27 protein-coding genes are annotated in these 23,210 nt (G+C 76.1%); 20 read left to right on the forward strand and 7 right to left on the reverse strand.

The genetic code is table 11. The annotated features are described in order from the left end of the window. The first annotated feature begins 2 nt into the window (after positions 1-2). A complete protein-coding gene (locus E1O70_RS06465; protein ID WP_061269398.1) occupies positions 3-1,196 on the forward strand; it encodes an alpha/beta hydrolase in 1,194 nt (397 codons plus the stop codon). Positions 1,197-1,203: 7 nt separating this feature from the next. Here E1O70_RS06465 and E1O70_RS06470 read toward each other — a convergent pair whose 3' ends face one another. The 3 genes from E1O70_RS06470 to E1O70_RS06480 form a co-directional block, all read right to left on the reverse strand. After that, on the reverse strand, positions 1,204-1,626 hold the full coding sequence (locus E1O70_RS06470; protein ID WP_128957650.1) for a hypothetical protein: 423 nt from the start codon (positions 1,624-1,626) through the stop codon (positions 1,204-1,206). A 50-nt stretch (positions 1,627-1,676) separates the two neighbouring features. Continuing rightward, a complete protein-coding gene (gene gadC, locus E1O70_RS06475) occupies positions 1,677-3,191 on the reverse strand; it encodes a glutamine/gamma-aminobutyrate antiporter GadC (protein WP_128957649.1) in 1,515 nt (504 codons plus the stop codon). 79 nt (positions 3,192-3,270) lie between these two features. Continuing rightward, complete coding sequence (locus tag E1O70_RS06480; RefSeq protein WP_061269397.1) at positions 3,271-4,545, reverse strand: amidohydrolase; 1,275 nt, start codon at positions 4,543-4,545, stop codon at positions 3,271-3,273. Between the two features lie 545 nt (positions 4,546-5,090). On the opposite strand from E1O70_RS06480, the gene E1O70_RS06485 reads away from it, so the two are divergent. From E1O70_RS06485 to E1O70_RS06520, 8 genes are all read left to right on the forward strand, one after another. Continuing rightward, the gene (locus E1O70_RS06485) at positions 5,091-5,294 is read left to right on the forward strand and encodes a cold-shock protein (protein ID WP_034655341.1); all 204 of its coding nucleotides are present in this window, start codon (positions 5,091-5,093) and stop codon (positions 5,292-5,294) included. 184 nt (positions 5,295-5,478) lie between these two features. Next, positions 5,479-6,165, forward strand: coding sequence for a Pr6Pr family membrane protein (locus E1O70_RS06490; RefSeq protein ID WP_167496856.1), 687 nt, complete (start codon positions 5,479-5,481; stop codon positions 6,163-6,165). 10 nt (positions 6,166-6,175) lie between these two features. After that, positions 6,176-6,847, forward strand: coding sequence for a hypothetical protein (locus E1O70_RS06495; RefSeq protein WP_128957648.1), 672 nt, complete (start codon positions 6,176-6,178; stop codon positions 6,845-6,847). Between the two features lie 89 nt (positions 6,848-6,936). Further along, positions 6,937-7,644 carry a copper resistance CopC family protein gene (locus E1O70_RS06500; protein ID WP_061267085.1) on the forward strand — a complete coding sequence of 236 codons (708 nt, stop codon included), beginning with the start codon at positions 6,937-6,939 and terminating at the stop codon, positions 7,642-7,644. Between the two features lie 88 nt (positions 7,645-7,732). Next, positions 7,733-8,260, forward strand: coding sequence for a hypothetical protein (locus E1O70_RS06505; protein WP_128957647.1), 528 nt, complete (start codon positions 7,733-7,735; stop codon positions 8,258-8,260). Positions 8,261-8,440: 180 nt separating this feature from the next. Next, positions 8,441-9,172 (forward strand): YcnI family copper-binding membrane protein, encoded by a 732-nt coding sequence (locus tag E1O70_RS06510; protein ID WP_061267083.1) that lies wholly within the window; start codon positions 8,441-8,443, stop codon positions 9,170-9,172. 3 nt (positions 9,173-9,175) lie between these two features. Further along, entirely contained in the window at positions 9,176-10,888 is a 1,713-nt protein-coding gene (locus tag E1O70_RS06515; protein ID WP_061267082.1) for a copper resistance CopC/CopD family protein, read from the forward strand. Beyond that, on the forward strand, positions 10,885-11,502 hold the full coding sequence (locus E1O70_RS06520) for a YcnI family protein (RefSeq protein ID WP_061267081.1): 618 nt from the start codon (positions 10,885-10,887) through the stop codon (positions 11,500-11,502). The genes E1O70_RS06515 and E1O70_RS06520 overlap by 4 nt, the downstream gene beginning before the upstream one ends. Before the next feature lie 27 nt (positions 11,503-11,529). Here the strand turns inward: E1O70_RS06520 and E1O70_RS06525 are convergent, their stop codons facing one another. Both E1O70_RS06525 and E1O70_RS06530 read right to left on the reverse strand, forming a co-directional pair. After that, positions 11,530-13,461, reverse strand: coding sequence for a sigma-70 family RNA polymerase sigma factor (locus E1O70_RS06525; RefSeq protein ID WP_061267080.1), 1,932 nt, complete (start codon positions 13,459-13,461; stop codon positions 11,530-11,532). 357 nt (positions 13,462-13,818) lie between these two features. After that, entirely contained in the window at positions 13,819-14,931 is a 1,113-nt protein-coding gene (locus E1O70_RS06530; RefSeq protein WP_240696627.1) for a CobW family GTP-binding protein, read from the reverse strand. A gap of 281 nt (positions 14,932-15,212) precedes the next feature. On the opposite strand from E1O70_RS06530, the gene rpmB reads away from it, so the two are divergent. The 7 genes from rpmB (at position 15,213) to E1O70_RS06565 (ending at position 18,330) form a co-directional block, all read left to right on the forward strand. Then, positions 15,213-15,449 (forward strand): 50S ribosomal protein L28, encoded by a 237-nt coding sequence (gene rpmB / locus E1O70_RS06535; RefSeq protein ID WP_021483267.1) that lies wholly within the window; start codon positions 15,213-15,215, stop codon positions 15,447-15,449. After that, on the forward strand, positions 15,449-15,616 hold the full coding sequence (gene rpmG, locus E1O70_RS06540) for a 50S ribosomal protein L33 (protein ID WP_021483268.1): 168 nt from the start codon (positions 15,449-15,451) through the stop codon (positions 15,614-15,616). Before rpmB ends, rpmG begins: the two co-directional genes overlap by 1 nt. Beyond that, positions 15,616-15,921: a 30S ribosomal protein S14 gene (rpsN, locus tag E1O70_RS06545; protein WP_021483269.1), complete on the forward strand. Its 306-nt coding sequence runs from the start codon at positions 15,616-15,618 to the stop codon at positions 15,919-15,921. Before rpmG ends, rpsN begins: the two co-directional genes overlap by 1 nt. A gap of 47 nt (positions 15,922-15,968) precedes the next feature. Then, on the forward strand, positions 15,969-16,268 hold the full coding sequence (locus tag E1O70_RS06550; protein WP_021483270.1) for a type B 50S ribosomal protein L31: 300 nt from the start codon (positions 15,969-15,971) through the stop codon (positions 16,266-16,268). Next, on the forward strand, positions 16,265-16,387 hold the full coding sequence (gene ykgO / locus E1O70_RS06555) for a type B 50S ribosomal protein L36 (protein ID WP_021483271.1): 123 nt from the start codon (positions 16,265-16,267) through the stop codon (positions 16,385-16,387). The genes E1O70_RS06550 and ykgO overlap by 4 nt, the downstream gene beginning before the upstream one ends. A gap of 112 nt (positions 16,388-16,499) precedes the next feature. After that, positions 16,500-17,894 (forward strand): zinc metallochaperone AztD, encoded by a 1,395-nt coding sequence (gene aztD, locus E1O70_RS06560; RefSeq protein ID WP_061267110.1) that lies wholly within the window; start codon positions 16,500-16,502, stop codon positions 17,892-17,894. Between the two features lie 154 nt (positions 17,895-18,048). Beyond that, complete coding sequence (locus E1O70_RS06565) at positions 18,049-18,330, forward strand: HU family DNA-binding protein (protein ID WP_021482680.1); 282 nt, start codon at positions 18,049-18,051, stop codon at positions 18,328-18,330. A 94-nt stretch (positions 18,331-18,424) separates the two neighbouring features. On the opposite strand, the gene E1O70_RS06570 is transcribed toward E1O70_RS06565, so the two are convergent. Continuing rightward, positions 18,425-18,796, reverse strand: a complete 372-nt coding sequence (locus E1O70_RS06570) for a hypothetical protein (protein WP_021482679.1) — start codon at positions 18,794-18,796, stop codon at positions 18,425-18,427. 167 nt (positions 18,797-18,963) lie between these two features. On the opposite strand from E1O70_RS06570, the gene rpmF reads away from it, so the two are divergent. The 3 genes from rpmF (at position 18,964) to E1O70_RS06585 (ending at position 21,524) form a co-directional block, all read left to right on the forward strand. Next, the gene (gene rpmF / locus E1O70_RS06575) at positions 18,964-19,134 is read left to right on the forward strand and encodes a 50S ribosomal protein L32 (protein ID WP_009864893.1); all 171 of its coding nucleotides are present in this window, start codon (positions 18,964-18,966) and stop codon (positions 19,132-19,134) included. A gap of 94 nt (positions 19,135-19,228) precedes the next feature. Then, the gene (locus E1O70_RS06580) at positions 19,229-20,539 is read left to right on the forward strand and encodes a YibE/F family protein (RefSeq protein WP_228485181.1); all 1,311 of its coding nucleotides are present in this window, start codon (positions 19,229-19,231) and stop codon (positions 20,537-20,539) included. A 67-nt stretch (positions 20,540-20,606) separates the two neighbouring features. Beyond that, positions 20,607-21,524: a ketopantoate reductase family protein gene (locus tag E1O70_RS06585; protein WP_205688621.1), complete on the forward strand. Its 918-nt coding sequence runs from the start codon at positions 20,607-20,609 to the stop codon at positions 21,522-21,524. Between the two features lie 34 nt (positions 21,525-21,558). Here E1O70_RS06585 and E1O70_RS06590 read toward each other — a convergent pair whose 3' ends face one another. Further along, complete coding sequence (locus E1O70_RS06590) at positions 21,559-22,419, reverse strand: SDR family NAD(P)-dependent oxidoreductase (RefSeq protein WP_061267079.1); 861 nt, start codon at positions 22,417-22,419, stop codon at positions 21,559-21,561. Positions 22,420-22,533: 114 nt separating this feature from the next. Between E1O70_RS06590 and E1O70_RS06595 the strand changes: the two genes are divergently transcribed. Further along, positions 22,534-23,127 carry a TetR/AcrR family transcriptional regulator gene (locus E1O70_RS06595; protein WP_061267078.1) on the forward strand — a complete coding sequence of 198 codons (594 nt, stop codon included), beginning with the start codon at positions 22,534-22,536 and terminating at the stop codon, positions 23,125-23,127. Positions 23,128-23,210: the final 83 nt, after the last annotated feature.

Below are 23,210 nucleotides of genomic sequence, written 5' to 3' on the forward strand. Positions count from 1 at the left end.
CCGTGGCGACCGGCCTCCCCGTCCCGGACACCGACCCGGCCCTGCCCGCGGCCGTGCTGCGCGAGCTGCAGCCTGCCGAGACGTACCTGACGAGCTACCCGGTCGCCGTCGTGCTGACGGTGCTCGGGGCGGGAGCGGTGGCGTGGGCCGTGGTGCGCGCACGGCGCGGCGCCCGGGCGCGGCGCGCGCGGCGGGCCCGGGGCGAGGACCCGCGCCGACCGTGGCGTTCGCGCGTCGCGACGGCGTCCCTCGCGGCGCTCGGCGCGCTGTCCCTCGTGCTGGGCCTGGCGGTCGGCGCCAACGCCTACTCCGGCTACGTCCCGACGTGGGGGGCCGCCCGGGTGCAGCTCGTCGCGCTGGGTCTGACGGACCTGTCGGCCGACGCGCCGGGCGGCGCGCACCGGGGCCAGGTGCGGACGCTCGCGATCCCGGGGACGGCCGCCGAGCAGATCGCGGACGAGGACGCCTGGGTGTACCTCCCGCCGGGGTTCGACCCCGAGGGCTCGACCCGCTACCCGGTCGTGTACCTGATCCACGGGTCGCCCGACGACCCGAGCAGCTGGTTCGCCGCCGGGCGGGTGCCCCGCACGATGGACGTGCTCATCCGGCGCGGGCTCGTCGACCCGATGATCGTCGTCGCCCCCACGGTGAACGGCACGGGGCCGGGCGGGCTCGACACCGAGTGCCTCGACTCGATGACGGGCGGCGAGCAGGTCGAGACGTACCTGACGACGACCGTCGTCGACACCGTCGACGCGACGTACCCGACGCTCGCGGACCGCGAGCACCGCGTGCTCGGCGGCATGTCGTCGGGCGGGTTCTGCGCGCTCAACGTGGGTCTGCGGAACCTCGACCTGTTCGGGGCGATCCTCGCGATCGAGCCCTACGGGAACCCGGGCCCCGGGCCGGAACGGACGATGCTCTCGACGCAGGCGGAGATCGACGCGAACACCCCGACGACGTACCTGCCCACGATGACGTTCACGCACCCGATGCCGGTCTTCCTCGACTCCGGGCAGGAGGCGCCGCGGGAGGCGCTCACCACGGTGCGGCGGATGGCGCAGGACCTCGAGGACCAGGGGCAGACCGTCGAGCTCCGCGAGGAGCCCGGTCAGACGCACACGTGGGCCATGGCCGCGACCGCGCTCCCGTACGGGCTCGTGTTCGCGCAGCGGCAGATGGCGGGCGGCGGCTGACGCCGCGTCACTCGTCGGTGAGGAACTGTCCGCCGATGCCCGCCTGGGTCTCGAGCAGGTCGCCGGTGTCGCCGAGCACGACCCAGTTCGGCCCGGCGAGCGCGGCCTCGCCCTCCTCGGTGGGCTGACGCGGCAGGAGCGCGAGGAACTCGTCCTCGGCGATCCCGTCGGTGAACACGGCGAGGAGCGTCGTGTCGTCGCACGCGCCCAGCTCGACGTCCTCGCTGTCCGTGCTCTCGGTCGTGAACGACAGGCACGTGAGGCCGGCGGACGTGGCGGCGCGGTGGAGCGCGTCGAGCGAGTCGTACTCGACGTCCTTGTCGCCCGGGCCGGGGCCGGAGCAGGCGGCGAGCGCCCCGACGAGGACGACGAGACCGACGACCGGGCCGGTCGCGGCGCTGCGAGGGCGGGGAGCGGGTCGGGTAGGCATGTTCCGATGGTCCGCCGCCGCGCGGGTTCGCGCCACGGGAACCTCGCCCGTCATCCCGGCGGGCCGGGATCGCCTCGGTCGGGTTCGGCGTCCGCGGACTGCCAGGTGAAGGGCGCGAACGTCGACGAGTCGTCCCGCCAGGCCGGTGTGCGGGCGCGGTACAGGAGCAGCGGGAGGGCCACGAAGACGAGGGCGAGCGCGACGAGCAGCACGACGTACGTCGTCGGGCTGCCGACCGCGACCTGGCCGGGCGGGGCGAAGCTCGTGACGAGCGCGAGCAGCGACGCGACGAACCCGAGCCCGCCGACCGCCCAGACCCCGACGCGGCCCCCCGGCACCCGGTAGGGGCGCGGCCGGTCGGGCTGCGTGCGGCGCAGCACGACGACCGCGGCGAACATCAGGAGGTAGGCGACGAGGTAGAGGATCACGGTGAGCTGGCTGAGGAGCTGGTACGCGGACTGCACGGAGGGCATGACGACGAACAGCACCGACAGCACGGTCACGACCAGCGCCTGGACCAGGAGGATGTTCGTCGCCATGCCGCGGTCGTTCGTCCGGTGGAACCACCGCGGGAGGAACCCTGCTCGCGCGACGGCGTGCAGGCCCGTGGCGGGCCCGGCGACCCACGTCGTGACGCCGGCGAGGACGCCGACGGCGAGCATCGCCGCGACGACCGGCCCGGCCCAGCCGATCCCCGCCCAGGCGAGCAGGTGGTCGAACGCCTGGAGCAGGCTCGTCGTGAGGCTGATGTCCTGCTGCGGCACGACGACCGCGATCGTCAGCGTGCCGAGGGTCAGCACGACGACGGCCACGAGCGCGGCGACGAGGATCGCGAGCGGGTAGGTGCGCTCCGGCCGCCGGATCGAGCGGACGTGGACCGCGTTGACCTCGATGCCCGCGTAGAAGAGGAAGATCCCGGCGGCGAGCACGATGTTGTCGAGACGCGTGAGGTCCGGGACGAACGCGCCCCAGGAGAGCGTGGTCCGGGACGGCTCGCCGCCGAGGAGGTAGGCGGCGCCGAGCCCGACGAGCAGCGCGGCGGGGACGAGCGTCCCGACGATCCCGCCCCAGCGCGCGGTGCGGGCGAACGCGGACGCGCCGCGCAGGGCGATGAGCGTCGCGGCCCAGAACACGACGAGAACGATCGCGAGGACGAAGAGCCGGTCGTCGGCGACCCGTTCGTCGAACCGCGCCTCGGGTCCCGTGTAGGCCAGGGTGACGGCGGCGAACGTGAGGACGGTCGGGAACCAGATGCAGCCCTCGACGAACACCATCGCGATCGCGAGGAAGCCCCACCTGCTCCCGAACGCCTCGCCGACCCAGCGGAACATGCCGCCCTCCTCGGGCCACGTGGACGCGAGCTCGGCCGCGACGACGGCGACGGGTGCGAGGAAGCAGACGGCGGCGAGCAGGTAGTAGAACGCGGAGGAGAGCCCGTACTCCGCCTCGGCGGGCAGACCACGCAGGCTGACCACCGCGGCGACGTTGAGCATGACCAGCGACGTGGCCGTGATGGTCGCCGCGGCGGGCCGGGCGGGGTGCTGCGAGGTGGCGGTCCGGGCCATGGCGTCCCCCTCGGCGGGCGCGACGGCCCTCGGGGGGAACGCTAGCGACGCCGCGCGCGACCGGCGAGCGGGGCCGGCGTCAGGCCCGGAAGCGCTCGCCGCGCTCGACGACGCGGCCCGCGCCGCGCCCGTCGGCGGCCGTCGCGTCCCACGTGTAGACCTCGGTGCCGGTGATCAGCACGTGCTCCGCGCGCGACGTCACGTCGAGCGGGTCGCCCGACCACACGACGACGTCCCCGTCGAGGCCCGGCGCGAGCGCGCCGACGCGGTCGTCGAGACCGAGGAAGGCCGCGGGGTTCACGGTGAGTGCGCGCAGCGCGGTGTCGCGGTCGAGGCCCTCCTTGACCGCGAGCGACGCCTGGTGCACGAGGAAGTTGATCGGCACGACGGGGTGGTCGGTCGTGATCGCGACGCGCACGCCCGCGCGGGCGAGCGCCCCGAGGTTCGCGATGTCGCGGTTGCGCAGCTCGATCTTCGAGCGTGACGTGAACAGCGGGCCGAAGATCACCGGCACGTCGCGTTCGGCGAGGACGTCCGCGACGGCCGCGCCGTCGGTGCCGTGGTTGACGACGAGCCGGTAGCCGAACTCGTCCGCGAGGCGCAGCGCGGTCGCGATGTCGTCGGCGCGGTGCGTGTGCTGGTCCCAGTACAGCTCGCCCGCGAGGACGCGCGCGAGGGTCTCCTTCGCGAGGTCGCGGTCGAACGGCTCGCCCTTCGCCTCGGCCGCGTCACGCCGCGCGGCGTAGTTCTGCGCGTCGACGAACGCGGCACGGATGACCTTCGCGACGCCGAGGCGCGTCGAGGGCGTCTTCTTCTGGTCCCCGTACACGCGCTTGGGGTTCTCGCCGAGCGCCGACTTCACGGAGACCGCCTCGCGGATCACCTGCTCGTCGACGGTGCGGCCGCCCCACGTCTTGATCGCGACGGTCTGCCCGCCGATGGGGTTGCCCGAGCCCGGCTTCACGACGGCGCTCGTCACGCCGCCGACCAGCGCGTCGCGGAAGCCCTCGTCCTCGACGTTGATCGCGTCGATCGCGCGCAGCGCCGCGCCGTTCGGGTCGGTCATCTCGTTCGTGTCGTTGCCGGCCCAGCCCTCGGCCTCCTCCATGACGCCCATGTGGGCGTGCGCCTCGACGAAGCCGGGCAGCACCCAGCGGTCGCGCGCGTCGAGGGTCGGGACGCCGTCGGGCACGACGACGTCCGCGCCGACCGCGGTGATGACCCCGTCCTCGACGAGGACGGTCCCGTTCTCGATCGGGTCGGACGCGACGGGCACGAGGTAGCCGTTCACGACGGCGACGCTGCGGCGCGCGGTGCGAGGGGCGGTGCGGGCGGGGGTGGAGGAGGTCGTCATGCCCCCATCATCGCCCGGGGCGACCGTCCGCCACACGCCATGGTGTAGCGTGAGGGCTGCGCCCAGGTCGCGAGCAGGGTCTCGCGACGATCTTCGGTCCTCGGCATCGAAGCACGACCGCGGGCGCCGGGCAGCAGACGCTGCCGACGACGATCTCCGCCCCAGAAGCGCGCGGAGCGAGAGCAGAGAAACACATCACTTCTTCCACCATCCTTGACCGCCCGGCGACCGCTCCTGCGGCCGCGGGCACGCCCGGACCAGACCTCGTGCTGCGCCGCGCCGACGACGACCTGTGGGTCGCGACGGCCGACGGCGAGTACGCCGGGATGGTCACCCGACGCCCGGACGGCTTCCACGTCCACGACCGCTTCACGCGGCCCGTGACCGTCGTCGCCGCCCTGGAGCACGCGCGGCGCCATCTGAGCGCCCCGCCCGGTCGCCCGGCGGGCTCCCGCCGCGACCACACCCCGAACTGCCGGCGCCCTGCAGGGCGCGGTACCCGGACCCGCGCACGTGGGCCGGTCGTCTCGACGAAGGAAAACACCATGGCTACAGGCACCGTGAAGTGGTTCAACGCGGAGAAGGGCTTCGGCTTCATCGCCCCCTCCGACGGCACCGCGGACGTGTTCGCCCACTACAGCGAGATCCAGTCGAGCGGCTACCGCTCGCTCGAGGAGAACCAGAGCGTCTCCTTCGACGTCACGCAGGGCCCCAAGGGCCCGCAGGCGACGAACATCCAGGCACTCTGATCCCGCTCCCGCCCGGCGCCTCGCGCCGGCGGGGGTGACGATCTCCACCGGAGGGCCGCGCCTCGTGCGCGGCCCTTCGGCGTGCCCGGACCTCGACGCGCGCCGCGGTGCCCGACGGCGGTCGTGCCCCGGCCGCGAGGACTAGGCTCTCGACCGGAGCCACACCGCGCGCGAAGGAGCCCGCATGCACGTCGTCGTCGGACTGTTCCGGCTGTTCCTCGTCGTCCTCGCCCTCGTCGGGACGCGCGCGATCTGGCGCGACGGGGACATCGAGGGCCTCGTCTACTTCACGAACCAGACGGGCTTCCTCATCGCGGTCGTCTTCGCCTGGGCGGGCCTCGCGTCCCTCCTGCGCCGCCGGCAGCCGCCGGGGTGGCTGAAGGGCGGCGTGACGCTGTTCGCCGCGATCGCGGGCCTCGTGTCGTGGCTCGTGCTCGCGCCCGAGGACCCGGGCGCGCCCGCCGTCTTCCTCGGGCTCACCGACGGCCAGATCGAGCACGAGGTGCTCCCGCTCGCCGTGGTCGCCGACTTCCTCCTGCTCGACGCGCACCGGCGCCTGCGCGGCCTCGACGCCGCGCGCTGGCTCCTGTACCCGCTCGCGTACTTCGCGTTCACGACGATCCGCGGGTTCGTCAGCCCCGGCAGCGAGTACCCGTACGGGTTCGTCGACCTCGACGCGCTCGGCTGGACCGGGCTGCTCGTCAACGTCGTGCTCTACGGGGCGGGCTTCCTCGTGCTCGGGCTCGTGATCGTCGGGCTCGACCGGCTCCTGCCCACCGGCCCCGCGATCGGCCGGTACGCGGAGCGTCGGCCCGCCCCGGCCCCCGCGTCGCAGCGGTCCCGGGCCGAGGGCGTGGACACCTCGCGCTAGGGTGGCCGTCGTGCCCTCCCCGGTCGTCGGTCCGCTGCGCGTCGCCCGCGCCGCGCTCGTGGCGACCCTCGTGCTCGCGTTGACGGCGCTCGCGCACCGCGTCGCCGGGGGCGCACTCCCGGACCCGCTGGTCCTCGCGGCGCTCGCCGCGTTCACGCTCGCCGGCACGACGGCGGCCGCCCGCCTGCGCTTCACGCCCGCCCGGCTCGTCGTGCTCCTCGGGGGTGCGCAGCTCGCGCTCCACCAGGCGCTCACCGTCCTGACCCCGGGGTCGTGCCACGCCGTCGGCGGGGGAGCCGGGCACGCTGCGCACCTCGCGGCGTCGTCGGGCGCGGTCGTGTGCGCGGTGCCGTCGGCCGACGGCGCGGCGTCCCCGCTGCACCCGGAGCACCTCGCGGCGTCGGGCGCGTGGATGGTCGCCGCCCACGCCGCCGCGACGGTCGTGCTCGCCCTCGTGCTGGCGCACGGCGAGCGCGCGCTCGAGCGGTTCCTCACCTGGGTGACCCCGCGCGCCGCGCTCCCGCTCCCGGCCCGTGCGGCGGTCCTCGGCCGCCGCGGCGTCGTCCCCGCGCGCCCGGTGCGCGTCGTCGGCGTGTGGCGGTCGCTCCGGGCGCCGACGCGCGGACCGCCGCGGGCGCACGGTCCGTCGGGAGCACTGCTGCGCCCCCTCGCCGCGTCCTGACGCGGCCCCCGACGAGGCCGACCCGGCGACGGCCGGGCCCCGGGGCACCACCGTGCGGCCACCGGCCGCGCCTCGGACGGAAGAACCTCATGACCCTCTCCCTGCGCCGACCGCTGTCGGCCCTGCCCACCCTGCTCGCCCTCCTCGCCGCCGCGGTCCTGACGCTCGGCCTCACCGCGACGGTCACGACGCTCACGGCCGGCCCGGCGTCCGCGCACGACCGGCTCCTCACCTCCGACCCGGCCGACGGCGCACAGCTCGAGGCCCCGCCCGCGGCGATCACGCTGACGTTCAACACCGAGCCGCTCCCCGTCGAGCCGCAGGTCGTCGTCTCCGACGCGGCCGGCACGGTCGTCACGCAGGGTGCGCCGACGATCGACGGCAGCACCGCGACCTTCGCGATCGACCCGGCCGTCGCGCTCGGCGGCGACACGTACACCGTCGCGTGGCGCGTCGTCTCGTCCGACGGGCACCCGATCGAGGGCACGTTCGCGTTCGCCGTCGCAGCCCAGCCGGAGGCGCCCGCGACGGACGACCCCGCGACGGACACGGCGACGCCGGAGGAGACCGCGACCGAGGAGCCGACGACCGGCACCACGACCGAGCCCTCCGCGACCACGACGACCGACGCCGCCGAGACCGCGGACGACGGCACCTCGTCGCTGCTGCCGGTGCTCGTGGGGCTCGGCGCGCTCGTCGTCGCCGCGGCGGTCGTCGTCGTGGTCGTGCTGCGCCGTCGGGGCCCCGGCCCGGACGCCGGCACCGACGACGGCGCCCCGCACGACCCGCAGGGCTGACCGTGCCGGCGCACGCCGCCCTCTCCCGCGCGGAGAGGGCGGCGCCGGCCCCTGCCGCCGGAGCCCCTTCTCCCGCTAGGGTGCGTCCGTGACGTCGCCCGGAGCAGGGGTGCTCCGCGGCGTGCGGGTGCTGCTGCTCGCCGCCGCGGTCGTCGGGCTGTCCGTCGTCGCGCACGGCCTCGCCGGGGGCACCGACCCCGGGGCGGTCCCGCTCGGGGTCCTCGCGGTCCTCACCGCCGTGGCCGTGCGACCCCTCACCCGGCGCGAGGTCGGGCTGCCGCGGCTGCTCGGCGCGGGCCAGCTCGTGCTCCACGTCGTCTTCGACCGCTGCGCCGCGCTGTCCCCGGCCGACGCCGCCGCGCACGCGCACTCCTCCTCGCCGCTCGCGATGCTCGGCGCGCACGCCGTCGCGACGCTCGCCGTCGCGCTCGTGCTGCGGTACGGCGACGCCGTGCTGTGGCGCCTGTGGACGTGGCTCGCAGGACGCCGGGTCCCCGGCCGCCCGCGGCCCGTCGTCGTCCTCGCGGCCCCTCCCGCCGTCGGCGCGCTGCCGACGGTGCGCGACCTGCTCGTGCGCGGCGCCGCCCCCGGGCGGGGGCCGCCCCTTCCCGCCTGACCTCTCCCGGACGCCCCCCGGACGCCGTCGCCCGACGGAGTCCGCGGCGTCCCGCTCCCGCGCGCCCGCGCGACCGCTCACCCGCCGCCGGCCGGCTCCGCCGACCCGTGGCGCGGCGCGCCGTCGTGCCCGCCGGAGCAGCGTCGCCTCTCCCCGCACCTCTCCCCGAAAGGCACCACCATGCGAAAGACCCTGCGCGCCGTCGGCGTCGCCGCACTGACCACCGGGCTCGTCGTGACCGGCGCGGCCGCCGCCTCCGCCCACGTGACCGTCACGCCCGACACGACCGAGGCGGGCTCCTACGCCCTCCTCACGTTCGGCGTCCCGCACGGCTGCGGCCACTCCCCGACGACGAAGGTCTCCGTCCAGGTCCCCGAGCAGGTCGTCACCGTGACCCCCACGGTCAACCCCGGCTGGGACGTCGAGAAGGTCATGGAGGACCTCGCCGAGCCCGTCGACGACGGGCACGGCGGCCAGTACACCGAGCGCGTCGCGGAGGTCGTGTACACCGCGAAGGCGCCGCTGCCCGACGGCTACCGCGACGCGTTCGTGCTGTCGCTCAAGCTGCCCGACGCGGCGGGCGAGACGCTCGTCTTCCCGACCGTGCAGGAGTGCGCCGAGGGCGAGAGCGCCTGGGTGCAGGTCCCGGCGGAAGGCGAGGACGGCGAGGAGCTCGACCTGCCCGCCCCGCTGTTCGAGCTGACGGCCGCGTCCGGCGGCGACGCGCACGGCACCCAGGACGCCGCGGCGGACGCGACCGCCGAGCCGGCCGCCGCGGACGGCGAGACGACGGAGGCCGCGAGCACGTCGAGCGGACCGGCCCCCGCGGTCACGTGGACGGCGCTCGTCCTCGCGGCGGCGGGCCTCGTGCTCGGGCTGCTCGGGTTCGTGCGCTCGCGCCCGCGGGCCTGACCCGTGGGCCGCCCCCTGGCGCTGCGCCGGGCGGTGGCCGTCGTCGTCGGTGCCGCGGCCGCGGTCCTGCTCGCGATCCTCGCGAGCGGCCCGGCCGCGGCCCACGCCGTCCTCGTGGGCACCGACCCGCAGGACGGCACCGTCCTCGACGCGCCGCCCGACGCGCTGACCCTCACCTTCAACGAGCCCGTCCAGGTCGTCCCCGGCGGCACGACCGTCCTCGCGGCCGACGGCACCCCCGTCGACGTGGACGTCGCCGCGGTCGACGACGCGCTCGTCGTCACGCCCGGCACGGCCCTCGGCGACGGCACCTACGTCGTCAGCTGGCGCGTCGTGTCGCTCGACACGCACCCCGTGGCGGGGGCGTTCACGTTCTCCGTCGGCGCGCCGAGCACGACCGCGGTCGAGGCGCGCGTGGCCGAGCCGACGGCGGCGCTCGTCGCCGTCCGGGCGCTCGACCAGGCCGCCGTCTACGCCGGGACGTTCCTCGTCGCGGGGCTCGTCGTGTTCGAGCTCCTCGTGCTGCACGTCTCGCCCGGCGCGGCCCCCGTGCTGCGGCGGCGGCTCCACCGCGTCCGGCGCGGGGCGCTCGGCGTCGCGGTCCTCGGGACCGTGCTCGCGGTCCCGCTCACGCCCGCCTGGCAGGCGGGCGGCGGGCTGGGCGCGCTCGCGGACCCGGCGACGTGGGCCGCGGGCCTCGCCTCCGACACCACCGTCGCGGGCGCGCTCGGGCTCGCGGGTCTCGTCGTCGCGACGCTGCTCGCGCCCCGGGCCGCGCGCGAGACCCGGGCCGCGTGGCCCGCGGGGACCGTGCTCGGCGCCGCCGCGCTCGCGCTGGGCTCGCTCGTGCTCGTGGGCCACACGCGGACCTTCGGGCCGCCGTGGCTCGTCGTCACGGCGGACGCGCTGCACGTCGCGGCCGGGGCGGTGTGGCTCGGCGGCGTCGTCGGGCTCGGGCTCGTGCTCGCGCCGTCCGCCCACGTGGACGCCCGCCGCGCGGGCGTGACCGTGGCGCGGTTCTCCGCGCTCGGCGCGTGGGTCGTCCTCGCGCTCGCGGTCACCGGGACCGTCCTCGGGTGGCGCATCCTCGGGACCCTCGACGCGCTCGTCTCGACGACGTACGGCCGGACGCTGCTCGTCAAGGTCGGCGTCGCGCTGGTGCTCGTCGGCATCGCGGCGTGGAACCGGTACCGGCTCGTCCCCGAGGTCGCCGGGCCGGGAGGTGCCGCTGCGGCGGGCGGCACGACCGCGACGACGGCGCGCCGTCGGCTCGGCCGGACCGTCGCGGTCGAGGCCGCGCTGCTCGTGCTCGTGCTCGCCGCGACGGGCGTGCTCGTCTCGCGCAGCCCGGTCGTCCCGCCGACACCGTCCGCGCAGGACGCCGCGACCTCCGGCGTCGAGGTGGTCGAGGAGCTCGGGGACGGCACGCTCCGCGCGCGCGTCACGCCGGGGCGCGTGGGCGTCAACGCGCTCGAGATCGAGCTGCTCGACGCCGACGGAGCGCCGTTCGAGCCCGTCGCGGTGCCCGAGCTGGCGACGACGCTCGCCGACCCGGCGCTCGGCCCGTTCTCGCGCCCGCTCACGCGCACGGGGCCGGGTGCGTACGAGGCGACGCTCGACCTGCCGATGCCCGGCTCCTGGACGCTCGAGGTGAGCGTGCGGACGTCCAAGTACGAGAACCCGATCGTCCGCATCCCCGTGGAGGTGACCTCATGACCCCCGACCGACGGCCGCCCGGGCCGCACCGCGGTGCGCGCGCCCTCGTCGCCCTGGCCGCCGCCGGGGCGTTCGCCCTGCTCACGGTCGCACCCGCGGCCGCGCACGTGCTCATCGAGACGGTCGAGCCGCGCGGCGACGGCACGTCGCGGCTCACGTTCACGTTCGACCACGGGTGCGACGGCGAGCCCACCGACGCCCTGCGCGTCACCCTGCCCGCGGGCGTCGAGGCGCTGGACGCGGGCCAGCCGGCCGGCTGGACCGCCGAGGTGACGGACGACGCCGTCGCGTGGGCGGGCGCGCCCGTGCCCGACGGCGAGCGCGCGGCCTTCACGCTCGACGTTCGCGTGACGGGCGAGCCTGGGCAGGCGTTCGTCTTCCCGGCGGTGCAGGAGTGCCCGTCCGGGGCGTCGTACGCGTGGACGGACACCGACCCGGCGGGCGCCCGTCCGGCACCCACGTTCGTCGCGACGGCGGCGTCGCTCGCCCCCGCGCCCGTCGCGCCGGGCGCTTCCCCGACGCCGACCGGCCCGCTCGTCGGGGCGGTCGTGCTCGGGGCGGGCGTCGTCGGCGTCGCGGGCGGGGCGTGGTCCCGCCGGCGCGTGCGGGGGTGACCTCCGCAGCCGTCGCGGGTCCCGCGCTCAGGGGCCCGCGACGGTGAAGCCGACGCTCACGGTCGGCCCGAACCCGGCGGCGTCCGACGCCGGCTCGACGAACCGGATCCCGAACGTGTGCGGTCCCGGGGCGAGGCCGCGCACCTGGCGCACCGCGGGCTCGTCGCCGAGCTCGTGGAGGTTGCCGGTCGAGCGTCCGTCGACGAACGCCTCGACGACCAGGCCCGGGGTGCCCGTGAAGGTCGCGAGGACGGAGAAGCGCGGGTCCTCCCACGGCGCGGTCTCGCGCGCGCCGAGGACGGTCTCGCCGGGGCCCGGCGACAGCACGCGCGGGAGGTCGAACACGTAGGGGCCGAGCGGCGCGGCAGCCGCCGAGACGACGCCGTCGACGTCCTGGACGACGTCGAGCACGTGCTCCCCGGTGGCGCCGAGCCCGGTCGGGACGAGCGCCCAGCGACCGTTGGGCGCCACGGTCGTCGTGCCGACGACCGCTCCCGCCGCGTCGAGCGCCCGCACGGTCGCCCCGGGCTCACCGGTGCCGCGCAGGGTGGGGTAGACGGTGAGCGCCCCGGCCGGGGGTGCCTCGTCGACGACGGGTGCCGGAGGCGCCGGTTCCTCGGGCCCGGGCTCTTCGGGCGCGGGTTCCTCCGCACCGGGCTGCTCGGGCTCCGGCGGGGTCGGCGCGGCCGGCTCGACCGACGGCGGGCCCGGCTCGGGCACGGTCTCGCCGGCTCCGGGCACGTCCTGCCCGTCCGAACGGGAGACGGGCGGGGCGTCGACGCCCGCCGCGGGCGGCTCGGGGCGGTCGCCCGCCCCGACGGGGGCGTCGGGCTCGGTCGGGGCCGGCACGTCGTCCGCGTCGTTCTCCGCCGGGTCGCCGTCCGGCAGGACGGGGAGCGGCGCGGCGAGACCGGGAGCGGACGACGGCTGCCCGGCCGCTGCGGAAGGCGGCTCGGCGGCGGACCACGGCCGCGCCACGGCCAGCACGCCGACGACGGCCGCCACGACCACCGCGGCGAGCGCGCCGACCAGGACGCCGGGGACCGCGGCTCCCGCGGCGGCGGCTCCGGCCCCGGCGCCGGACGCCGCTCCGCCGGCCCCGCCCCCGGTGGTGCCGGTCGTCAGGCCCGTCGTCGTGCCGGGAGCCGGGCCCGTCGCCGTGGCGGGCGCGGAGGTCGTCGCCGCGAGCGCGCCGGTCGCGGCGTCGACCGCGGCCGGGACGCCGAGGACGAGCGGCAGGAGGACGATGCGCAGGCGCGAGGCGACGTCGTCGAGCTCCTCCGCGAGGATCGAGCACGACAGGCACCCGGTGAGGTGCTCTTCGACGCGGTCCTGCGCAGTGCGCGACAGCGTCCCGCGCGCGTGGTCGCCCAGGCGCTCGACCGTCCAGCGGCACTCGGGGGCCACAGCGTCGCTGCTCACGTGGGCCTGGAGCCACTCGCGGCGCAGGCCCTCGCGGGCGCGGTAGGAGAGCGCGGCGGTCGCGCCCGCCGAGAGCCCGAGCAGCGGTGCCGCCTCGCGCGGCTCCATCCCCTCGACCTCGGTGTACCAGAGCACGGCCTGCCACCGCTCCGGGAGGCGGCGGAACGCGCGGACGGTCACCGAGCGCTCGAGGACCTCGGTCGACAGGTCGCGCGGGTCGACGACCTCCGGCACGTCCTCGACGGGCAGCGGGTCCGGCGTCCGGGCCCAGCCCGCCGCGACGTGGCGCAGCGTCGTGTAGAGGTAGGGCCGGAACGGTCCGGTCGGCCCGTGGCCGGACTGCAGCGCGCCGAGCACGCGCAGGTACGCCTCCTGGACCAGGTCGTCCGGGTCGTACGTCGCCGTGAGGCGACGCGCGGCCGAGCGCCCGGCGTCCGCGTGCCGCTCCCAGAGCACGGCGAACGCCTCGGAGCGGCCCCCGCGCACCGCGTCGGCGAGCTGCTCGTCGCCGAGCTCCGTCAGGTCCTGCGTGTGCACGCCCGCTCCCGTCCCGGCCGCCTCCGTCCGGCGGCCCTCAGGGAGGAGGACGCTCGAGAGCCGCGATCATGACGCGGTTCGCGGTGTGACGTGCGCGCGCGCTCGGGCCGCGCCCGACCTACTGTGATTCACATCACTGGCAACGCGCGTCACGAACGGGCGCCCCGGTGCTCTTGCACTGGTGGGGGACGTCGCCACGACGGGTCACGTGGCGACACACCTGGACCGGTGGCGGTCCGCGACGAGAGCTTCGCTGGGGGGAGCTCTCGCGGCGGATCGCCACCGGTTCTCCCGTCTCCGGGGGGTTTCCGTCCTTCCGGCACGCGCCCTCGCGTCCCGGTGGCAGCGCCCCGATTCTCAGACGGCGTCCGTGCGCGCGCCGAGCCAGGGCGCGAGGACGTCGGTGCGCCCCAGCCAGCGCAGCCCGCCGTCGGCCAGCTCGTCCCGCGTCGCGAGCACGTCGCGGAACGCGTCGAGGACCCGCTCGCGCACGTCCTCGCCCGGCTCGCCCTCCGGCGGCGTCGCGCCGACGACCACCACGCGCGTGTGCGGCTCGACGGGCCGCCCCTCGGCGGTGGTCGCGTCGTCCCACGTGCCGAGCGTGCCGATGCAGAGCTGGCCGCCCGCGCCGTCCCACGCGCACAGCGAGTCCGGGCGGTTCGCGACGTGGAACACCCCGCGCGACCGGACCCGCCCCGTGCCCAGGTCCTCGATGCGGCGCAGCAGCCGCTCGGGGTCGAAGGGGCGGGCCGAGCGCAGCTCGACCGTCCAGCTCCGGTCGCCCGCGCGGCGCGTGCGCCGGGGGAGCGGGCCCCGCACGCCGAGCGGGTGGGCCCGGCGCTCGCCGGCCACCGGGTCGTGCGTGCGCCCCGCGAGGTCCGCGGCGGCGAGCGCGTGGAGGCCGTCGACCCGGCGGGTCCCGACGCCGCGCAGCCGGTCGACGAGCCCCGCCCCGGTCGCGGCGGCGACAGGATCGCCGGTCGTCACGACGAGGTCGGCGTGCTCGAGCTGCGCGGCGAGCACCTCCCCGACGGCCCGCTGGTCGTCCTCCGTGAGCCCCACCCCGCGCTCGGCGACGAGCTCGTCGTCGAGCAGGTCGTGCTCGAGCGTGTCGACGTCAGCGACGGCGAGCACGGTCGCGAGGCGCAGCCGATCGAGCTCGGCGCCGGGGGTGGTCTGCGCGGCGAGCGCGCGGACGACGGGCAGCGACTCGGCCGCCACGGGGAGCGCGAGCACGACGTGGTCCCAGCGCCCGTCGTCCGCGAGCCGCCGCAGCGTCGGGACGGCGTCCTCCCGGACCGCGCACGACAGGCACGCGTGCTCGAGCGGCACGACCTCGTCCTCGACGACGCCGCTCGCGTCGACGACGACCCGGCGCAGCGCGCCCTCGGCGGCGCGGATGTCGTGGCGGAGCGCGACGACGCGCGGTGCCCCGACGACGAGCCCGAACACCGCGCTGTCGCGCAGCACGGGATCGATGGTCGCGAGGACGCTGAGGGCGACGCGGGTGTCGTCGGGCGCCGGGTCTGGCGAGGGATCCGGCGACGGGTCTGGCGAGGGGTGCGACGAGAAGGGCATGAAGCGCTCCGATCCGTGGTCTGGGGCGTCCCGGGAGGCGCGGCGGCCGGTGCGGGAACAACCTGCTCCTGAGAACTGTTCTCGACAGCGGGTCAGCATAGCGTCTTGACGGGAATGATTCTCACTATCTAGTGTCGTCCCCGTCGCCCCGACCGACCCCGAGAGGAACCGCCATGTCCGCCGTCTGCCAGGTGCTCGGCACCGCTCCCGGGTTCGGCCACGCGATCTCGCACTCCCACGTGCGGACCAAGCGTCGCTTCGACCCGAACATCCAGAAGAAGCGCTACTGGGTGCCGTCGCTGGGTCGCCACGTGACCCTGCGCGTCAGCGCCCGGGGCATCAAGACCATCGACCGCCAGGGGATCGACGCCGTCGTGGCGCGGATCCTCGCCCGAGGGGAGAAGCTCTGATGGCTACCCGCACCGACCTCCGTCCCGTGATCAAGCTCCGGTCCACCGCGGGCACCGGGTTCACCTACGTGACCCGCAAGAACCGCCGCAACGACCCCGACCGCATGGTCCTGCGCAAGTTCGACCCCGTCGTCCGCCGCCACGTCGACTTCCGCGAGGAGCGCTGATGGCGAAGCGGTCGAAGATCGCGCGCAACGAGCAGCGGGCGGCCGTCGTCGCCCGCTACGCCGAGCGTCGTGCCGAGCTGAAGCGCGTCGTCGCGTCGCCGTCGTCGTCCTTCGAGGAGAAGGCGGACGCGGTGCGCGAGCTCCAGCGCCAGCCGCGCGACGCGAGCGCCACGCGCACGCGCAACCGCGACGTCGTCGACGGCCGCCCGCGCGGCTACCTGAGGAAGTTCGGGCTCTCCCGCGTCCGCCTGCGCCAGCAGGCGCACCGCGGCGAGCTGCCCGGAGTCACGAAGTCGAGCTGGTGACCGCCGCCCCGAGCGGCGGCCGGCCCTGGCTCAGCAAGGAGGCCACCATGAAGAAGGACATCCACCCCGTCTACGGGCCCGTCGTCTACCGCGACAAGTCCGCCGACTTCTCGTTCCTGACCCGCTCGACCCTCGCGGGCGACCACCCGCAGGGCCCGGGCGTCCCGCGCGAGACCGTGACGTGGACGGACGGGAACACCTACCCCGTCGTCGACGTCGAGATCTCGAGCGCGAGCCACCCGTTCTACACGGGCACGCAGCGCGTCGTGGACACGGCCGGCCGCGTCGAGAAGTTCCGCCAGCGCTACGGCGCCCGCGGCGGCGCGCAGGGCGGGGGCGCGCGATGAAGGTCCGCGCCTCGCTCCGCTCGCTCAAGGACAAGCCCGGGGCGAAGGTCGTGCGCCGGCACGGCAAGACCTTCGTCCTCAACAAGGCCAACCCGCGCTGGAAGGCCCGTCAGGGCTGACCCGCGCACCACCACCACCGGAGAGGAGCGGCCGCCCGGGTGTCCGGGCGGCCGACCACGCATGCACCACACCGCACCCGACCCGACCGACGCCGCTGCCGATTCCGCCCGGGTGACGGCCCCTCCCGGCGCCCGTGCCCGACGCCGCCCGCTCGCCCTCGCGCTCGGCCTCGCCCTCCCGCTCACGCTCGTCGCGGCGTGCGCGCAGGGCGCGGGCTCCGAGGGCGAGCAGGGCGACGCGGCGGAGCCCGCGCCGTCCGCCACGTCCGACGTGAGCGAGGCCGCGGCGCTCACCCCGCGCCTCGCGATCACCTACGACGGCGGCGTCCAGGTCCTCGACGCGACGACGCTCGAGGTCGTCGACGACCTCGAGCTCGACGGCTTCAACCGCCTCAACCCCGCGGGCGACGGGCGGCACCTGCTCGTCTCGACGTCCGGCGGGTTCCAGGTGCTCGACGCCGGCACCTGGGCCGAGCCGCACGGCGACCACGCCCACTACTACACGGCCGACCCGGTCCTCACGGACGTGACGTACGCGGCCGAGAAGCCGGGCCACGTCGTCGTGCACGACGGCCGCACCGCGCTGTTCGACGACGGCACGGGCGACATCACCGTGCTCGACTCGGCCACCGTGGCCGACCCGCACGGCATCGACGACGCGCGCACCCTGACCACCCCCGCGGCGCACCACGGTGTCGCGGTCGAGCTGTCCGACGGCTCGCTCGTCGTCTCCGAGGGCACCGAGGACGCGCGCACCGGCGTCCGCCTCCTCGACGCCGCAGGTGACGAGGTCTCGGCGAACGACCAGTGCCCCGGCGTGCACGGGGAGGCCGTCGCCGCGGGCGAGGCCGTCGTCATCGGCTGCGAGGACGGCGTGCTCGTCGTCGCGGGCGGCGCGATCACCAAGGTCGCCGCCCCGGACGCCTACGGGCGCATCGGCAACCAGGCGGGCAGCGAGGCGTCGCCCGTCGTGCTCGGCGACTACAAGTCCGACCCTGACGCGGAGCTCGAGCGGCCCACGCGCGTCTCCCTCGTGGACACGCGCGACGCGAGCCTGCGCCTCGTCGACCTCCCCGCGAGCTACACCTTCCGCTCGCTCGGGCGGGGCGACGCGGGCGAGGCGCTCGTGCTCGGCACCGACGGGTCGCTGCACGTCATCGACCCGGAGTCGGGCACGGTCGTCCGGTCCGTCCCCGTCGTCGACGCGTGGGAGGAGCCCGAGGAGTGGCAGGAGCCGCGGCCGGCGCTGTTCGTCCAGGACGGCATCGCCTACGTCACGGACCCGGCCGGTCGCGCGATCCACGCGGTCGACTACGTGGGCGGCGAGGTGTGGAAGAGCGCGGAGCTCGACGTCGTCCCGAACGAGCTCAACGGGGTCACCGGCAAGCCGGCCACCACGGGGGGCCACGAGGCCGACGAGCACGCCCACGAGGACGGCGAGCACGGTCACGACGAGCCCGCGCACGACGAGCACGAGGGCCACGACCACGAGCACGAGGACGGCTGAGCGAGGACACGCGACGACGAGAGCCGCGAGAAGTCGCGCGAAACTCCGCGTGTTCCCTAGTGTTGTCCCCGGTGCACGGCCCCGCGGCTGGCACACTGAGACCGTGACGACGGGTGGTGACCACCGCGCGTCGTGAACCGAAGAAGGGATTCGCATGTCGCTCAACAAGTCCGAGCTCGTCTCGGCCATCGCCAGCAAGGCCGACCTGTCGAAGGCGGACGCCGAGAAGGCTCTCAACGCCTTCCAGGAGGTGCTCATCGAGTCGCTGGGCAAGGGCGAGGCCGTCAAGGTCACGGGCCTCCTGTCCGTCGAGCGCGTCGAGCGTGCCGCCCGCACGGGCCGCAACCCCCGTACGGGCGAGGAGATCTCGATCCCGGCCGGTTACGGCGTGAAGATCAGCGCCGGCAGCCTGCTCAAGAAGGCCGTCGCCAAGTGACGTCCCGCTGACCGGCCGTCGCCGGCCCGGTCAGCAGCACGAAGGCCCGGACCCCCGTGAGGGGATCCGGGCCTTCGTGCGTGCGGGGGGCGGGTCAGGCGTGCACGACGTTCGCGAGGATGCCGTGCTGCGTGAGGCGCGTGCCGATCGCCTGGTCGACCTCGCCGAACGCCTTGTTCGAGCGTGCGACGCCGACGGCGCCGGCCATCGCGCCGTGCCCGGTCGGGCGGTCGATGCGCGCGACGAGCTGGTCGCCGTGGACCATGAAGTCGACCGTGAAGACGAGGTGCTGGGCCTTGCCGGCGAACGCGCCGAGCCAGAACGTCTTCTGCTTGCTGCCGCGCTCGGCGGCCCACTGGCCCGTGGGGCGCGTGGTCACCGTGAAGCCCTGCTCCTGGAGCGCGGCGTGCAGGTGCTGCTTGGCGACCTCCGGGTCACCGGAGAGGAAGTAGTCGACCGTGGCCATGAGGGCTCCTCGTGCGTCGTGGTGGTGGGTGCGGCGGTCGCGCCGGGTCGTGGCGGGGCGCGCGGCCCCGGGGATGCTACCGCCGGGCCGGGCCAGCGACCGGACTGTCTTGAGAATCGTTCTCACGAACCGGTAGGCTGGACGCTCGCCCACCGGAAGGACCCCTCATGGCCGTGCCCAAGCGCAAGCTCTCCCGCTCGAACACCCGCGCCCGTCGCTCGCAGTGGAAGGCGCAGGTGCCCGAGCTCGTGACCGTCGTCGTCGACGGCCGCGAGGTCACCCTCCCGCGTCGCCTCGTCGCGGGCGTGCGCCGCGGCCACGTGACGCTCCCCGAGTGAGCCGGAGGGGGCCCCGGACGGCCCGGCCCGCGCGATCGGTGCCCGACGGCGCGTGCCGCCGGGCGCCGTCGGGCCGCCGTGGCAGCATCCTCGCGTGAGCGCACCGACCCCTCCCGAGACGCCCGGGCGCGGCGAGCGCCGCACGCGGTCCCGGCGGGTGCCCGACGTCCTGGCGCGCGGCACCGCACGCACCCCGGCGCACGCGCACGCCCACGCGCACGGCCCGGCCGCGCCCGCGACCCGGCGCGTGCGGGTCACGCTCGCCGCGCTCCTGGTGCCCGCGCTGCTCGTCACGCTCGCCGGGCTCGTCGCGCTGTGGCCCGCCGCGGCGGACGTGCCCGCACGCATCCCCGTCGCCGCGGAGGGCAGCACCGTCCTGCGCGCGACCGTCACCGGGCCGGTCGACGAGGCGACGAGCGAGGTGCCCGCCCGGCTCGACGCGGGCTCCCGAGCGGGCGGCGAGGACGTGGGCGGCGACGCGATCACCGTCAACGCGCCGCCCGAGTACGTCGCCTACGGGTTCGACGAGGGCGACCGCCTGCGCGTCCTGTACATCGCCGAGGCCGCGGGCGCGGGCGGCACGCCCTACGTCTTCATGGACTTCGAGCGCGGGCTGCCCATCGGCGTCCTCGCGGTCGCGTACGCCGTCGTGGTGCTCGCCGTCGCACGGTGGCGGGGGCTCGCGGCGCTCGCGGGGCTCGCGGGGGCGTTCGTCGTCATCACGTCGTTCACGCTGCCCGCGCTCCTCACGGGGCAGAACGCGCTGGGCGTCGCGCTCGTGACGTCGTCGCTCGTCATGTTCGTCGTGCTGTACGTCGCGCACGGATTCACCGCGCGGACGTCGACGGCGCTGCTCGGCACCCTCGTCGGCCTGGTGCTCACGGCCGTGCTGGGCTGGTGGGGATCCGGGGCGGCCAACATCACGGGCCTCACGTCGGAGGAGTCCCTGTGGATCCCGCAGTACGCGCCCGAGCTCTCGATCCGCGGGGTCGTGCTGTGCGGGATCGTGCTCGCCGGCATGGGCGTGCTCAACGACGTGACGATCACGCAGGCGTCCGCGGTGTGGGAGCTGCGCGCCGTCGCGCCGCTCGCGACCCGGCGCGAGCTGTACGCGCGCGCGATGCGCATCGGGCGCGACCACATCGCCTCGACCGTCTACACGATCGCGTTCGCGTACGTCGGCGCCGCGCTGCCGCTCCTCATGGCGGTCTACCTCTCCGACCAGAACCTCGCGACCAGCCTCACCTCGGGGGAGATCGCGGAGGAGGTCGTGCGCACCCTCGTCGGCTCGATCGGGCTCGTGCTCGCGATCCCCATCACCACGGGCATCGCGGCGCTCACCGTGCCCGGTGCCGGCTCGGCGCGGTCGGTCCCCGTGGGTAGGGTCGAGGTTCCCGCGACCTGACGGCGGGACGCCCGCCCGCGCGGGCACGACGACCGGGGCGACCCGGCGGCACGACGAGAGGACGACGGTGACGGAGACGACGGACGGCCTGAGCGGCCGGGACGGCCGGGACGTGGCGGTGCTCGGGCCGGGCGGGGTCGGCGGGCTGGTCGGCGCGCTGCTCGTCCGGTCGGGCGCCCGGGTGACGTTCCTCGCGGGCGAGGCCACGGCGGCCACCCTCACGGAGCGCGGCCTGCACGTGCGCAGCCGCCAGGTGGGCGACCTCCACGTCCCGGCGCACGCGGCCACGCGCCTCGACGCCCCGGTCGACGTCGTCGTGGTGGCGGTCAAGCAGACCGCGCTCGACGACGCGCTCGACCGCGTGCCGCCGGAGGTGCTCGGCGACGGGGTGGTCGTCCCGATGCTCAACGGCCTCGACCACCTCGACGCGCTGCGCGCGCGGTACGGCACCGCGCGCGTGCTCCCCGCGACGGTCCGCGTCGAGTCCACGCGCGTCGCGCCGGGCGAGATCGAGCACACGAGCGCGTTCGTCGAGGTCGACGTCGCGCCGGGCGGGGTGGACCGGGAGCGGGTCGAGGCCGTGCGCGCGCTCCTCGACGGGGCGGGCATCCCCACCACCGTGCACGACGACGAGACGGCGCTGATGTGGGCGAAGCTCGGCTTCCTCGCGCCGTTCGCGCTGCTCACGACGGCGCACCGCGCCCCGATCGGCGAGGTGCGGACCACGCACCGGGCCGAGCTCGAGGCGCTCGTCCGCGAGGTCGCCGCCGTCGCGGCGGCGAGCGGCGCGCCGTCGGACCAGGACCGCACCCTGACGTTCTACGACCGCTTCGGGGCCGACGCGAAGTCCTCGATGCTGCGCGACGCCGAGGCGGGCCGGCCGCTCGAGACCGACGCGATCGGCGGCGCGATCGTGCGCGCCGCCGACCGCGCGGGGGTCGACGCGCCTCTGACGCGCGCGCTCGTCGAGCGACTCCGGGGCTGAGCGCGGCCGTCGTGAGGTCTCCCGGCGCGCGGGCTCATCCCGCGGCCGGGCCGGGCGCAGCGACGGCGTGCTCGGCGGCGCGGCTCACGTCCTCCCAGGCCGCCCACGTGTCCTGACGCTGCCGCGAGATCCCCTGGGCGAGGTCGTAGACCATGCTGCCGAGCAGGAGGCGCAGCGGCGGGTCCTCGCTGTCGACGAGCGTGAGCACCGCGTCGGCGGCGAGCCGCGGGTCGCTGTCGACCGAGCCGTCCGCCCACTGCTTCTCGAGCTCCGCGCGCAGGGGCGCGTAGGCGTCGAGCGCGGTCGTCGTCGTCATGCTCGTGTACAGGTCCGTCCAGTACCCGCCCGGCTGCACGAGGGTGACCAAGACCCCGAAGCGCGCCGCCTCCATCGCGAGCGCCTCGCTCATCCCCTCGAGCGCGAACTTGCTCGCGCTGTAGAGGCCCGTGCTCGGGAAGCCGGCGAGCGCGGCGACGCTCGACATCTGGAGCACGTGGCCCGAGCCCTGGCGCCGCAGGTGCGGCAGCGCCGCCTGGCTGACCCACAGCGCCCCGAAGAAGTTCACCTCGAGCTGCGCGCGCGCCTGCGCCTCGGTGAACTCCTCGACCATGCCCATCGACATCGTCCCGGCGTTGTTCACGACGACGTCGAGCCGGCCGAGGTGCTCGACGGCGGTGTCGACCGCGGCCACCACCGCGTCGCGGTCGGTGACGTCGAGGGGGAGCGCGAGCACGCGGTCGTGGTGCTCCGGGGCGAAGGCGTCCCGGGACGCGGTGCGCGCGGCGGCCACGACGCGGTCGCCGCGCTCCAGCGCCGCGACGGCGATCGCGTGCCCGATGCCGCGGCTCGCGCCGGAGACGAACCAGGTCCGGGCCGGCGGGGAGGTGTGTCGCATGACGGTTCCCTTCGACAATATGACGAGACGGTCCGTCTCGTTGGCTCGACCTTAGAGGGCTGCACAACTGCCGTCAAGACGAAACGGTCCGTCTCGCCGGGGTAGGCTGCCGCCATGGCCGCACCCGATCCCTCGCGCCGCAGCGAGTCCTCCCGCCGCGCCGTCCTCGCCGCCGCGCTCGACCTCCTCCAGGAGATCCCGTACCCGCAGCTGAGCATCGAGGGCATCGCGGCCCGCGCCCGCGTGGGGAAGCAGACGATCTACCGGTGGTGGCCCTCGAAGGCTGCGATCGTCCTCGACGCGTTCCTCACGCTCAGCGAGGGCGAGGACGGGGGAGCGCCGGTCCTGCCCGACACCGGAGACCTCGTCGCCGACCTGCGGCACGTGCTGCACGCGACCGTCGCCGAGCTGGAGGACCCGCGTCTCGCCGCGCCCATGCGCGCGCTCGCCACGGAGGCGGCGCACGACCCGGCGCTCGCGGACCTCTACCGCGAGCGCCTCGACGAGCCGCTCCGCGAGGCCAAGCGGCAGCGGCTCCGCAGCGCGCAGGAGTCCGGGGAGCTGGCCCCCGACGTCGACCTCGACGTCGCCGTCGACCTCGTCTGGGGCCCGGTGCTCAACCGCTGGCTCCAGCGGACGGGCCCGCTCACCGTCGAGTACGTCGACCGCGTCCTCGACACGGCGCTGGGCGGGCTGCGCCCGCGCTGACCCGCGGTTCCTCACGACGGCGGCCGAGCTCTTCACCGGACCGCCACGCGACCCCCTGTGGACGCGTCCCCAGGCGCCTCACA

Origin of the sequence: Cellulosimicrobium funkei (genome assembly GCF_004519295.1) — a bacterium.
Taxonomy (GTDB): Bacteria; Actinomycetota; Actinomycetes; order Actinomycetales; family Cellulomonadaceae; genus Cellulosimicrobium; species Cellulosimicrobium funkei.

Coding starts and splice junctions, on each gene's coding strand:
- E1O70_RS06470 (WP_128957650.1), bottom strand. CDS start 1,626: ATGCCTACCCGACCCGCTCCCCGCCCTCGCAGCGCCGCGACCGGCCCG.
- gadC (WP_128957649.1), bottom strand. CDS start 3,191: ATGGCCCGGACCGCCACCTCGCAGCACCCCGCCCGGCCCGCCGCGGCG.
- E1O70_RS06480 (WP_061269397.1), bottom strand. CDS start 4,545: ATGACGACCTCCTCCACCCCCGCCCGCACCGCCCCTCGCACCGCGCGC.
- E1O70_RS06485 (WP_034655341.1), top strand. CDS start 5,091: ATGGCTACAGGCACCGTGAAGTGGTTCAACGCGGAGAAGGGCTTCGGC.
- E1O70_RS06490 (WP_167496856.1), top strand. CDS start 5,479: ATGCACGTCGTCGTCGGACTGTTCCGGCTGTTCCTCGTCGTCCTCGCC.
- E1O70_RS06500 (WP_061267085.1), top strand. CDS start 6,937: ATGACCCTCTCCCTGCGCCGACCGCTGTCGGCCCTGCCCACCCTGCTC.
- E1O70_RS06510 (WP_061267083.1), top strand. CDS start 8,441: ATGCGAAAGACCCTGCGCGCCGTCGGCGTCGCCGCACTGACCACCGGG.
- E1O70_RS06520 (WP_061267081.1), top strand. CDS start 10,885: ATGACCCCCGACCGACGGCCGCCCGGGCCGCACCGCGGTGCGCGCGCC.
- rpmB (WP_021483267.1), top strand. CDS start 15,213: ATGTCCGCCGTCTGCCAGGTGCTCGGCACCGCTCCCGGGTTCGGCCAC.
- rpmG (WP_021483268.1), top strand. CDS start 15,449: ATGGCTACCCGCACCGACCTCCGTCCCGTGATCAAGCTCCGGTCCACC.
- rpsN (WP_021483269.1), top strand. CDS start 15,616: ATGGCGAAGCGGTCGAAGATCGCGCGCAACGAGCAGCGGGCGGCCGTC.
- E1O70_RS06550 (WP_021483270.1), top strand. CDS start 15,969: ATGAAGAAGGACATCCACCCCGTCTACGGGCCCGTCGTCTACCGCGAC.
- ykgO (WP_021483271.1), top strand. CDS start 16,265: ATGAAGGTCCGCGCCTCGCTCCGCTCGCTCAAGGACAAGCCCGGGGCG.
- E1O70_RS06565 (WP_021482680.1), top strand. CDS start 18,049: ATGTCGCTCAACAAGTCCGAGCTCGTCTCGGCCATCGCCAGCAAGGCC.
- E1O70_RS06570 (WP_021482679.1), bottom strand. CDS start 18,796: ATGGCCACGGTCGACTACTTCCTCTCCGGTGACCCGGAGGTCGCCAAG.
- rpmF (WP_009864893.1), top strand. CDS start 18,964: ATGGCCGTGCCCAAGCGCAAGCTCTCCCGCTCGAACACCCGCGCCCGT.
- E1O70_RS06590 (WP_061267079.1), bottom strand. CDS start 22,419: ATGCGACACACCTCCCCGCCGGCCCGGACCTGGTTCGTCTCCGGCGCG.
- E1O70_RS06595 (WP_061267078.1), top strand. CDS start 22,534: ATGGCCGCACCCGATCCCTCGCGCCGCAGCGAGTCCTCCCGCCGCGCC.